Origin of the sequence: Herpetosiphon geysericola, assembly GCF_001306135.1 — a bacterium.
Taxonomy (GTDB): Bacteria; Chloroflexota; Chloroflexia; order Chloroflexales; family Herpetosiphonaceae; genus Herpetosiphon; species Herpetosiphon geysericola.
Map to the genome: position 1 here is coordinate 488799 of NZ_LGKP01000022.1, position 12718 is coordinate 501516.

The 12718-nt window shown below is 50.8% G+C and carries 9 protein-coding genes; 2 read left to right on the plus strand and 7 right to left on the minus strand.

From position 1 onward, the window contains the following. The 7 genes from cmr1 to SE18_RS15160 all read right to left on the minus strand — a co-directional run bounded on the left by cmr1 (window position 1) and on the right by SE18_RS15160 (window position 11207). Window positions 1–1290 carry a type III-B CRISPR module RAMP protein Cmr1 gene (gene cmr1 / locus SE18_RS15130; protein WP_054535298.1) on the minus strand — a complete coding sequence of 430 codons (1290 nt, stop codon included), beginning with the start codon at window positions 1288–1290 and terminating at the stop codon, window positions 1–3. Then, window positions 1290–2498, minus strand: coding sequence for a type III-B CRISPR module-associated protein Cmr3 (locus tag SE18_RS15135; protein WP_054535299.1), 1209 nt, complete (start codon window positions 2496–2498; stop codon window positions 1290–1292). Before SE18_RS15135 ends, cmr1 begins: the two co-directional genes overlap by 1 nt. Continuing rightward, a complete protein-coding gene (gene cas10 / locus SE18_RS15140) occupies window positions 2498–4402 on the minus strand; it encodes a type III-B CRISPR-associated protein Cas10/Cmr2 (RefSeq protein ID WP_054535300.1) in 1905 nt (634 codons plus the stop codon). The genes SE18_RS15135 and cas10 overlap by 1 nt, the downstream gene beginning before the upstream one ends. Before the next feature lie 262 nt (window positions 4403–4664). Further along, window positions 4665–5426, minus strand: coding sequence for a hypothetical protein (locus SE18_RS27840; RefSeq protein ID WP_054535301.1), 762 nt, complete (start codon window positions 5424–5426; stop codon window positions 4665–4667). 81 nt (window positions 5427–5507) lie between these two features. Further along, window positions 5508–6476: an HNH endonuclease gene (locus SE18_RS15150; RefSeq protein ID WP_054535302.1), complete on the minus strand. Its 969-nt coding sequence runs from the start codon at window positions 6474–6476 to the stop codon at window positions 5508–5510. A 97-nt stretch (window positions 6477–6573) separates the two neighbouring features. Then, window positions 6574–7326 carry a response regulator gene (locus tag SE18_RS15155; protein ID WP_054535303.1) on the minus strand — a complete coding sequence of 251 codons (753 nt, stop codon included), beginning with the start codon at window positions 7324–7326 and terminating at the stop codon, window positions 6574–6576. Next, window positions 7323–11207, minus strand: coding sequence for a HEAT repeat domain-containing protein (locus tag SE18_RS15160; protein WP_054535304.1), 3885 nt, complete (start codon window positions 11205–11207; stop codon window positions 7323–7325). The genes SE18_RS15155 and SE18_RS15160 overlap by 4 nt, the downstream gene beginning before the upstream one ends. A gap of 169 nt (window positions 11208–11376) precedes the next feature. Here SE18_RS15160 and SE18_RS15165 point away from each other — a divergent pair, with 169 nt between their 5' ends. Next, on the plus strand, window positions 11377–12276 hold the full coding sequence (locus SE18_RS15165; RefSeq protein ID WP_054535305.1) for an oxidoreductase: 900 nt from the start codon (window positions 11377–11379) through the stop codon (window positions 12274–12276). Window positions 12277–12339: 63 nt separating this feature from the next. Then, a complete protein-coding gene (locus SE18_RS15170) occupies window positions 12340–12705 on the plus strand; it encodes a response regulator (RefSeq protein WP_012188143.1) in 366 nt (121 codons plus the stop codon). Window positions 12706–12718 lie beyond the last annotated feature (13 nt).

Genomic DNA, 12718 nt, shown 5'->3' on the forward strand with positions numbered 1-12718 from the left:
TTATTCCTCAATAGTTGCCAGAAAGCTGGTAATGACACTCTGGTTTGTCAGCAAAGGACGACGATTTTTATCAACAATGGTGTTAATTTGCTCAGGTGGTAGGTGAATCGCTACTGGAGCTGTATTGATGCGGCGATTTTTGATAATTGCCTGCCGACCATTAAGTGAGCTGCCTTCAAGCACTGCGATTAATCCAAAAAGCTGGCCATTTGAGGCAACTGGTTTCAGTAGCATCGGACTAGCAAAGCGATCGCCTTTCTGTTGGCTTGCTATTGGGTCGGCTTGTAACCGTAATTCTGAATCAACAGGGTCATCGCTATCTTTGAAATGAAAAATAATCGGCAAGCCAAATTCACCCCGTGGGAAGGCGTCAAGCTCGCTGATTGGGCGTTCATGCAGCCGTGAACGTTGACGCGTTAGCCTTCGCAGGGCATCTGGCTCGGGCCAACGGCTGCGGCCTGGACGATTTGGTTGGTTGCCCTCGTTACGCTGTTGGCGAAATTTTTTATAACGATCAAGCAAATTGGCCCAAATAGTTAGCGGATTTTGACTGATGTTCAATAGGCGCAATTGCATATTTGGGGCGAGATGCGGCACATCGTTGGGCCAATGGATGCGGTCGTCGATAATCTTTTCAATGTGGTTTGCTAGCTGTGCTCTAGTGTTAAATGCCAAATTCTCAGCTGCTTTATCAAGTGCTTGCAGCACCCCAAAGCCACGCCGCGTGCGTGCGCCGATGCCGCCAAAGGTTTGCCACGCCCACAGCACTTTTTCTATCTGATCGCGCTGTTCTGCATGCTTCAAGCGTAGCGTTAGTCGAAATTCGATACCCTCGCGCACGCTGGCATTTGGTTTATCTTGCAAGGGAAAGGCGGCATAACCATAGGGCGAGTTCATGGCGGAAATTCGCACTTCTTGGCCGCGATTGGTTGTTGCGCGAAATGGGCTGCCGATATTGGTTACTTCTACCTCAACCTGAATGGCTGAAGCTCCGCTTGATTGACTATCGGCGGCTTGGCCAAAAATTGCCGCTTCGCGCTTAAACATATCAGCTAATAAGGCCTCGTTTGATTGAGGCTGATTGCTACCGCCAAAACAGGCGCGCCACCAAAAACGTAATTGGCCGCGAATGCTGCTGGGGCGAATGAGAAAACTCGGATCGTTCTCGCCAGCTTTAACCCCGCCACCCATCAAGGGCGTAATTAAACGATAGTGGCGCTCAATCGTGATCAAGGTTGAGTTGCCAATTTGAGGTGGGGTTTGCTTATCAGGGGGTATCCGCTTAAACATCACGCTAGCTCCTGTAAATAGCCATCGTTCCACGTCCCCAACACCGCCAAGCCAAAGCCATCGTTGTTAGCTTGGTCGTCGCTACTACTATTGCTAAACCAGAATTGGTTGGCCCATTGTTCAATCGCGTCCTCGCTACCAGCAAGTTCAACAAACAGCACAGTTCCAGCAGGCGCGAGGCGGCGGGTTGGTTTTGGTTTCTTTTCTCTCAAATCCCAGCCTGAAACATATTCTGGCCGAGGGTTGACGATAGCTTTAACCGCAACCTCGATTGGCAAGCCAAAGGTATCTAAGCTACAGGGATAAAACCCTTGATGCCAAATTGCTGGAGTTAACAGTACAATCCGACAGCGTTTAGCTTGCTTAATCGCATCTAAAATAGCTGGATGGATGCTTGTAAAATAGGGCGAGATTGGGGTTGTTGGCTGCTGCCAATTCACCAAGCGCCGTTCAGCCCCAAGGCTGGCAGGTGCAGCATCAATTGGCGTTTCGCTCCACATCCCTAAACTATAGCTAGCATTGAGCGTATGAAAATTTAAGCCTTGGGTTTGGAATAAGCGCCCATCCTCAGCAATTTGAGTACTTGCTGTAATCCCCACATGCGTTCGCGTATCGCGCTCTAAATCAAGCATCTGCCCATCGGCTACCTGTTGTTCAAGATTGAAGCGATGGATATGGGGATTGATTAACCACGGTAAAAACAATCCATCCCAATTCCAAAAGCGTGGCAGGTTTGCGGGCGCTTTGCCTTTGGTGAATTGTTGACTGCCCACTAAGGCAAAACTTGGCTGATCAGGGTGCTTTCCAGCTGCAAGATCAGTTTGTTCGGCAGGGAATTTTTTTGGGTCGAGTGGCTGCAAGCGATAGCAGGTAACATCGGCCCCATCTTGGCGAATCACGGCATCGGCAGGCAGCGCAACAAATGGAATCAACAGATCAGCAGATTCTTTGAGCAAAATCGGGCCATAGACCTGCATTGCCATGAGATTGGCATATTGGGATTTGTTGAATGAATCGGGATCGGTTTCCTTGGCCGCAAAATTATAGCCTGCTTTAACCCCAGCCCGAGCACGAAAGCCACCAGCAGTCACTGACGGTGGTGGGAAATTGAGACTTTTCGCCCGCGAGCCTGGTTGGTTTTCAAATGGCCGGCCATCGGCAACAACTAAAGAGTTAATTGGCTGAATCAGCCAGAGATCTCGTGGCATTATTGGATTTCTCCTTGGCGTTGCGCCGCTTCAAATAAGGCTTGAACCGTGGCCAGTTCGCGGGCAACCAGATTCATGGCAATAAAATCACGCAAATATTGATCTGGTTTGGCTGGGTTTGATGAGTGGCCAAAACAATAGGCAATTATCGTTTGCAGCTGATCAATAATTTCTTCAGCCAGAAATGTTGCTTTGCCAGCTTGCTGGGTTTGTTTGCGCTTTAAAATTCGCCTTGTCTCGCTTTCAATAATCTTAAGCGTTTGTTGCAGTTTTGCTGAATCGTTGATAAGCCCAAAGTCAAAGCGCTTGAGCAATTCATCAAGCTCAAAAATAAAGCCATCAGGAATTGTTTGTTGGCAATGGGCAGTAACTAATGCTTGGAGGTGAGGATAAAAATCACAATCCCACTGACCAACAATTGTTTTATCGGAGCCATTACGTTTGCTCAAAATAATTGCCAGTGCATTGCGTGGCTTTTTGGCAATTTTTTCAGCTTTACGCGCCAATTGAATTGAATCTTGCAAGGCTTCAAGGTGATGCACAATTGCCACGCCAACCGAGAGCGTTGGTACAGCAACCTGTTGGTTGGCTAATACTGGCGTATTTTTGATAAATTCCTGCATTCTGCTGCTAAATTGGTCGCTAATTGCCTTGCTAGCTTCTAAAAGCATATGCAATGGCACGATTGCTAGCACATCATCGCCACCAGCATAAATAACTGCTGCTTGATATTTTTCCTCTAAAACATTTGCCGCATCAATGGCAAATTGGCTAACTGCATCAGATAAACGGCGATGATTTTCGAGATCGGTAATTGAATTAATTAAATCGCCCATTTTATCGCCATCGGCGGCAAGAATGGCATAATAGGGAGGAATTATTCTATTACCTACGAATGTATGTAAGGCCTTGCGTGCCTTTGTAAGGTCTGAATCATATTTTGCTTTTTTTTCTTTATCATTTTCCTTTGGTTTTAGAATATCTTCGCCTAAACGCGATTCATAGATTAGCGATCCATCATAAACCCCAAAGAATAATTGCTGGTTACGAAATCGCAGCGGTAATCGCTCAAATTCAGTGAAATATGGATTAATTTCTTCTAATCTAGCGATATATTTAGCCCATTCTTGATTAATGTTTGCTGGATCTGTATGCTGCATACTTTGGGCAAAGGCCAGCGCAGCCATATGCGACGTGCTTGGAAAACCATTAAGCCCTGTATCGTAGGTTGGATCAATCTGTTCAGGCTTTAATTCACGTTTGAGCAAATCGACAGCTGAAAGATTTTCGCCAGATTTCTTGCCGCGAGCTACCATGGTACGCCAACCATCAAGCGACGATTTATCGGAGCGCCTAGCTTGTTGTAAGCCTTGTTGCCATTCAATTGAGCCAAAGTTGCGGGTATTTTTACGCGCTGTGTACAATTGATAAAGTTGTTTGCGCTGGGCTGCATAGTCCTGATCATCAGGTAAATCGACATAGGCATATTGAAATTCAAACAGATCTTTTAATTGATCAGCGAGTTGCTGTTTGCGCTGATTGTCCGACATGCCCTCGATCCAATCGATCTGTTTAGCGTTCAGCAGAATACTTACAAATTGGTCAATTTCTTGATCAAAGACGGCCTTTGCTTGGCTAATTGCTGCCGTAGGATCTGGCACAACCGCTAGAATTTGGTTGCTATAGCTGATTCGTTCATCAGCTAAATCAGTAGATTTGCTCTCAAGAGAGGGCAAGCTCTCGCCTGTTGGAAAAATCAAGCCTTGGCGTGGCAGGGTTTGGGCGACCTTTTTGGAAAGATGACTGAGCACCCACGAACCAAACCAAACATCGCGGGTACGCCGCGCCTGTTCAATAAATTCCTGAACTGGCCCTAGGGCGAGCAACAACAGCGATCGATTCATTTGCAACACTCCTCTAGGCAAATGGGGAACTCTGGGCTATTATAGCAATGCAACTCCATGCTAGGCAAGAGTGGTTTTTGGGTTTCTGCGTAGAGCTTGGTATCAACACAGATCATTCATTTTAATCTTGATTGCAATTGATACCAAGTCCTTCTTCAACCTCGAATCAAATCAATCCATCCGCCAGCCGTAATTGAAATAGCTTAGGGTCGCTAGCATGAACAGTAGCCCGCAGATCAATCGCGATCTGCGGGCTTTTGATTTATTTGAGGCTAATTGTCCAAGCGCCATCGGCCTGCACATCCCATAAACATGGGCCTTCGCTGAATTTGACAATTGCTGAGCCAGCAACCGTGCCAATTTCGTTTTGGGCATAATCCATGCCGCCTTGGCAGGTGACTTGAACGATAAAGTTGCTATCGCCATTATGGGTAAACTGGAATGGAATTGGGCCTTCTTTGCTTGGCATAAACAGGCCGCTGACCAGATCGCCTGTGCCGTTGAAGCCATTCGCTGCCGCTTGATCAAGGTTGATGGGCACAATTTCAACCGTCCATTCGCCATCTGCATTGATTTCCAAGAAGCTGCTGCTATCGCCGTAGAGCACGCGTGAACCAGTGTAGCGGCCAATTTCGTTGACCAAATAGCTTTCATCCCCCTCAGCGTTATAGGCTTTGACAATAAAGTTGCGTCGCCCAGTGTGGGTTAATTTAATGATACTGACTGGACTCGGCGGCATAAATGGATCAGTTACCGTTTGACCTACCCCACTCAGCAACACTGGCTCTGGAATGGGTGTGGCGGTCGCGGTTGGCCGTGGTGTGCGCGTTGGCTTGGGCGTGGCAGTTGGGCGTGGCGTATTGGTTGGGCGTGGTTTGGCTGTTGGCTTAGCGGTTGGTTTAGTCGTTGGCGCTGCTTGCACCACTTGCATTTCATTCGCCGCTGATTCAATGTTTTGGGCAGTTGTTTGACCACAGGCCAGCAAAAGCAAGCTAATGAACATAAAACCAAGAAAACGTTGCATCGATGAACTCCTTCAATACTTCAACTGATTGCTGGAGTTACTTTAGCAACGCTCTAGGGCACAAATGTGAACAAATTAGAGTTATTTGCGATAAATTTTTTGATTATGCCAATTGAGCGCAGCCTGATCAGGATACAAGTGCGCTTGATTGGGCAATTGAATTGGCTGGCGGGCGAATGCAATGAGTGCTTGGTTGGCTGCTGGTTGATCATCAACAAGCGGGGAGATTTGCACTTTGTAGCTTGGCGTGATCGTCAATAAGCCTTGATCGAATACCCAATGATGCAAGCCACACAACGCAACCCCATTGCGCGGATCATCGTTGTAGCTCTGGCTCCATGGAATAATATGCGCGGCCTCGGCTGCACTTCGCCCCTCGGGAGTAATAATGCGGATGCCACAAATTGCACAGCAATGGTCATAACTCGGCACGACAATCTGGCGAAAGGCACTAGAACGGACTTCGACTTGATAGGGTGTATCAGTTGCAGGAATTTCGCGAAACGTGCGCTGACTTTGCTGGATTAAAAGTCTGCTATAGTCGAAAATTTCGGTATTAATTTGGGCAATCATGCCTAAGGCTGGCCATAATTCTGGCGCAAAATAGGTTTGAATTAAGCTTTGGCGTAATTGTTCGCGGGCATAGGTCTGTTGCAACAATTCAAATAATGCTTGATCAAGCCTGGCACCAAGGACAAGCTGATTTAATTGGCCGATCGTTTTGATGTCGGTTGTCGCTGCTAAGCGCTGCTCCATGCCTGGCTGGGCTTGCAAATGCCAAAAGCCCTCGCTCTTAAGGTAGAAAAATGGCTGAATTGGATTGGCAAATTTCGGCGAATCAAACAAAATCTGCCAATAGCGATCGAAGGCTTCAAGCAATGCATCGGAATACTCAATAAAATTCTGCGCGATTGTGCCTGTTGCAATCAAATCGCTGACGGCAAGCAGCATGAATGGCTTATAGGGCGCCCGAAAATTGGTGCTTTCTGGCCACGATTGGGCTGGCGAGAGCCTGAGTTTTGCAAAAGCCTGTTGATACGATCCAAGCATCCATACTTCCTCAATGCTACAAGCGCTTTGTGCTTACTATGCAGCTTAGAGCGCAGCTTGTCAATGCTTTGAGGCTGGAATACGATGCTTGGTGTGCTTACCACAACATCACAATCACAATCACAATGATGCAACTGACTGCTACCAGCCACTGCCAATTGCGGCGCGGATGATACTCTGGCGAGGCTAAATAGACTTGCTGCGCATGAGCAAAGATTGGCCGGGCATCGACCTGCAATAATTCGCAATATTGCAGCAGCAAGGGCTTGATTTGTTTCAAGGGAATTTGCATAAATGAACCTTGTTCGATCGCTTGCAAATAATCCCAGCGAATGCCGGTGCGACGTTCGGCGGCGTATAAGCTGAGGCCAGCTTTTTGGCGCGCTTCGCGGAGCAGTGCAGCACCGCTTGGGCTGTGAATTGGCGCTGCTTCTGGTTGCTCAATCAATACACTTGATATTGGTTGGGCTGGCTCAAGCAGGGCTTGGCGCTGAATCAGGCGTTGCACGCGAGCAATTAATTGGGCTTGGCTGAATGGCTTGGTCAAATAATCATCTGCGCCCAGATTCAACCCGCGCACCACATCATCGTCGCTGGCTTTGGCGGTGAGCATTAAAATTGGCACGTTGCTTTCAGCCCGAAATTGTTGGCACAATTCCCAGCCACTCAAATCGGGCAACATCACATCCAATAAGATAATTTGGAAGCAATCGCTGGCCCATAGCCGCAGCGCAGCCATGCCCGTGTTTGCCAGCATGGCTTGCCAGCCAGCCTCGCGCAAGTGCATGAGCAACAAACGCCCAATCGCTGGATCATCTTCGACAACTAAAATGTGGGCCGAGCCCTTCACGCTGCCTCCTGCAATAACGGCAGATCGAGCAAGATTGCCAAGGCCCATGCGCTACTGGCTGGATCGGCGCTTTCGGCCAGCTGACTTAAACTGAGCATCGTGGTTGGCTCGTTGCGCCAAGCCCGCAAGCCAGCAATCGCCCGCCGCCGCAACATCAGCGGTGTCGTTTGATCAGCTGCTAAGGCTTCGACGTCGCCTAACACTGGTATATAACGAGCTTGACATAAACTACTTAGAGCAAGGCTACGAATTGCCAATGCTTCGCGGTCGTTGTGCAGCAATTCGGCTAAATGTTGCAAGGTGGCTTCGTCGTCGGCCTCGGCTAAGGCTTGAGCCACCCGCAAGCGCAATGGCAACGGGTTGTGGGGCCGCAAAAATTCCAATGTATCAAGCGGCGTTTTGGCTGCTGCCAACAAAATTTCCAGCGCCAACAAACGGGTGCCAATCGAGCCGCTTTTGGCGAGTTCGCGCACCAAACCAAGATGAATCGCGCCTTCAAGCTCCAACAACACCCGCAGCGCATGCAGCCGAATCCGTGTGCTTTTGCCGCCAGCTTGGGCCAAGCGATTGAGCAAGGCAATCGCGGTTGGCTCCTGCAAAAAGCGCAAGCCATCCATCGCCGGAATTGCCAAACTTGGGCTGTCGTGCTGGGCGTAGCGCAAAAACAAGGCAATCGATTCGCGATCGGCTACGCGGCCCAAGCAGCGCAAGGCCGCCGCTGCTACCTCGACGATTGGCCGTGGGTCGCGCAAAATCTGGCGCACCATGTTCAAGCTTGCCTCAGAAACTGGGGCAACCAAGCAATCTAAGGCGGCAACATGCAAGGCTGGCTCGGCATGGTTTGATGTCAACAATGCTAACATCAACCCTTCGCTATGGGCCATATGCAATTTATGAAAACTATGTACTGCATCAACCCGCAAACTAAGCGGCGTATGATCATCGACAATCATCGTTTCGAGCAATGGCGCAAGATGATTATCGCCGCTCAGCGCGGTGAGCATTGCGCTACGGGTTTGCGGATCAAGCTGATTATTGATCAACATTTGGTGCAAACTTGGCTTTGGTTGGGCTTGTTGGCTCAAGGTATTGGCTGCAACCCAGCGCAACAATGGCTGGCCTGTGCCAACGGTTTGGGCCAATTCATACTCAGCATCGCAATTGGCTAATTGCGCCGCTACCACTGGCGCGACGGTGAGACTATAGCGATCAGGATTGCCAGTCAAGGCCTCATACAAGACCGAGCGCGCCGCCGAGCCACCAATGTTGCTTAGCGCTTGTGCTGCTGCTGAACGGACATTATGCACTTCGTGGCCAACTAATTCGGCAAGGCTGGTTGGCGGGTCGGCGCTGGTATTGCCAACCGCCAAGGCTTCGGCCCAACGCCATTGCAAGGCGGGCGAAAAACTGGCAACTGGCCATTGCTGCGGTGCTTCGTGCAAATAGCCCATTGGCAATTCTTGTTGCCAAGCAAGCTCTAATTGCTGAGGCAAATCGCCAATGATAATCGTGCGTAAAGCCCAAATGCCACTTTCATCGTGGCGGGTGCCAAGCCCAACAATTGCCGCGAGCAAGGCTTGCAGATCGTGGCGTTCGTGCTCGACAATCCCCGCCAAAACTGCTTGGGCTTCGTCGTTTTTTAGATTTGCCAGTGTACTGATTGCCGCAGCCCGCACCATAAACGCCGTTTTATCACAGGCGAGGCTTAGCAAGCGGGGCAGTAATAATGGTTGGGTTTGCGGATCGCTGCGATAGATAATTCCGCTACGCAACGCATTGCCCAGCTGTGGCTGTTCAAGCAGCCGAATCAAGCGCTCGCTGGTTTCGTTTTGGCGTTGCATAATTGTTTGGGCTGCTTCCAAACGGGCAGCCAAGGGTAATTGCGAGGTGACAACCCGTAGCAATAACGGATTCGCGCCGCTACGCTCGAAGCGCATGAGTTCGTGCAAGGCCTCATAGCGCGCTGTCCAATGTACATCGTCGCCTAGCACCAAGCGCCCCAAAGCGCGCACCGCCAAACTTGGTGTTGCTTGCAACAAGGCTTGCCGCGCCGCCGCCCGCAACGGCGCGCTGGCAGCAGTACAGGCATTCAACAAGGCTGGCGCAGTGCGTTCGGTTGCACAGCCCTGCAAGGCCAGCGAGGCATGCAAATGCACCTGCTGATCCAAATCATGGTCATCAAGCAAGGCGCTGGCGGTGGCCACGACAAAGCGGGCACCATTTGGCTCGCAGTGCAGATAGAAAATAATTCGCCCTGCGTGTAATTGATCTTGTAAGTAGGTTCGGCCTGTATGGCTGTTGTGGGCGAGCAAATAATTAACCAGCAGTTGGCCCCAATCATCGTGCTGGCGTTGGGCCAAGCTAATCAAGCGTGGCGTTAATTCAGGATCGTGCATGGCAAACAGCTGTTGAGCTGCACTTTGGCGGGTGGCATAGCTCAGTCGACTATCGCTCAACATATCCAATAAATAATTGAGCGCCAGATGGCTGGGCATGCTGCGCACGACGTTCAGTGCCCAAGCCTCGCCTTCGGGGCCGTTGCTCAGTTGCTCGGCCAGCGTGGCACTGACGACGCTTTCCATACTTTCAATCAATCGCCAAATCTGCTCGCTATAGGCTAACTCATGGCGCGCCACATGGACTAAGGCCCGAATAATTGCCGCGCTCCAGCCTGCAATCGGCACATGATGTTCGCGTAAGCAGCGCCCAAGCAACACCACCCGTTCGCTGGTCAGCGGGCTTGTGCCACGAATTGCGTTGTACAGCGGAGCTGGGTCGGCCAAAAGGCCAGCGGTCAAGGGCAATAATTCATGCCACAACGGATTATCCAAATCGAAATCGTGCCAAGCGTGATGGGCTGCTAAGTGCAAGGCTGCACAAAACAAGGCAAACAACGGCGAGCGAAAACGCACCAGTCCGCGTTGATCAACCTGCACCAAGCCATTGAGCGCCACCAAACTTGGCTGCAACCAATAGACTGATTTAATCTGTTCGCCTTGGAGCCAAGCATAGCCCAAGCCTGCCAAGGCCGTGCGCACTTTGGGCAAATCGCCACCAGCCACTGGTCGCAGCGCGCGATCAACAGCGGCGGCATACATGCGCACGCGATTGGCCGAAAAACCATGGGTTGGGTAGGTTGCTGCCAAAATGGCCACATCGGCAAAACGCTCGGCCACCAACCGCCCACGACCATCATTCAATAATGGCGGCAGCAGCAAGGCCGGCTCCTCGTTGGGCAATAAGTGGCGTAACCATTGCTCCAAAATTAGCGCATCAGGCGTTTGCACCTGCCATGTTTGCCAACAATCCCAGTTTGGGTTGCTACTATGGTCGGTCGCAACCACCGAGAGCGCCGGATAACGCTCAGTCAAATCAAACAACCAGTTGCGCCAATGCTCAGCGATGTGGGGCTGCGCTTCCTCAAGATCATCAAGCAGCAACATCCATTTGCCAGAAGCTAAGCCGCGCTCAATGCCCAAGCGATCGTTGGCAAAGCCTGCTTCGGCCAAAGTGCGGGCCAGCGTCGCATCAGGCGATTCGGTGGCGCTGGGCACATGCAGCAAAATGGGAAACAAGCCTGGCAAGCGTTCTTGGGTGGCGCACCAGTGCAAGAGCATATTGATTAATACCAACGAACGCCCGCTGCCCAAGCTGCCAACCAAGCGAATTCTATGGTCGCGTTCGAGCGCTTGCCAAAGATTGGCGTGTTGGCCAGTGGCGGGAATGGGGCTGAGTTGTAGCACCAAACTGCCGATTGTTGGCAGAACGCGGGCGGGAAAACGCTCGGCCCAACGTGCCTGCACATAGCGAGCATAGCTACGCTGGCGTTGGGCACGCCGGAGCCGAGGTAACAACAATCGATCAAATGGTGCAATCGCCATAATCTGCCACTCCTTGCTTGGATAGTTCTAGGGTACTCGTTTGGAGCGGCTGGCTCAATTAAGATAAATTACAGTTCGGTGACACTCGGCTATTTTAGCCGTTTTTTGGGCCTAAACAGCTTGTCAAAGCCGCTTGCTTCGGCGCACAATAGCAGCGGAGGTTTTGACCATGCTACGTCTTTTTTCAGCGATTCAACTAGGAACACTCGCCTTAACCAATCGCTTGGTCGCTACGCCTGGCCCAAGCCGATTTAGCCATGGCGGCGGCTTTCTCAATCGGAGCCTGATTTTAGAATATGGGCGCTGGAGCAGCTATGGAATTGGCTTGATCATCAGCGAGCCAGTGTTGGTTCAGCCAAACCCAAAGCTAGCCAAACCTGCCTTGAGTGCCGACGCACATATTCAGGCCTTTCGTACTTTGAACCAATGTTTGCACGAATACCAAAGCCAGTGCTTGCCACTCTTGCAGCTTGCCAGCCAACCAGAGCATATGCTTCAGCCAACCTATTGGCCTGGCTTGCGCGAACAATTGCTGTTTGCTGCGTGGCGCGCTTATGCTGCTGGTTGCCCGGGCGTGGTGATTGATGCTAACGCTGGCTCGTTCTTTCATCAAATGCGGGTCAGCAAACAAGTGCCGCCAACCTCGCGCAGCCAGTTATTGCTCGAAAGTATCGAGGCGATTCGCGGCTGGCTCGGGCGCCGCTTTGTGGTTGGGGTGCGCTTGGTCGTCGATGATCTCGTGCCCGATGGCGTGAGTTTGCAGGAAAGTCGAGTTTTGGCCCACGAATTAGTGGCAGCGGGCGTTGATCTGCTTGATATTGTAGTTGGGCGCTCGGTTGCGCCAATTGCCCAATTTCCTGGCTGGCAAATTCCGTTGGTGGCGGGCATTCGCAGCATTGTTGATGTGCCATTAATTGCCCATGGCATGCTTGGCGACCCATGGATTGCTGAAGATATGTTGCGCGAAGGCTGTGCCGATTTGGTAGGCCTTGAAGCAACAATTTCGGCCACCCCACATTGGCCAATTTGGGCGCGCCAGCAACTCGAACGCGGCGTTGAAGCAGCATGACGGGAGCCAGCCTGCGCCATGGTATAATAGCCAAACCATGGCGCTGAAAGAAGGATCGAAGATATGGCAAAAACAATCTTCATCATGGATGATGATCTCGCACTCCAGATGGTGATGGAGATCGCCCTGCGCGAGGTCGGCTATGAAGTCGTGCTGGCGAATAACGGAGTCGAGGGCATTGCCCAACTTGAAACCTTAAAACCTGATCTGATTATTTCAGACATTATGATGCCAGAGATGGATGGGGTTGAGGCATTCAATCAAATTCGCGAGCGGATACAGGATGAAGGCATTCCTATGGTGATCGTCACGGCGCTTAATCGTAAGCCATGGTTCAGCGACCTTGAAGAAGAGGGTGCTGTTATTTTACAAAAGCCGTTCGAGGTCGATACGTTCATCGACTTAATCAACACCATGGTGAGTGATTAGTGTTCTTTTTGTG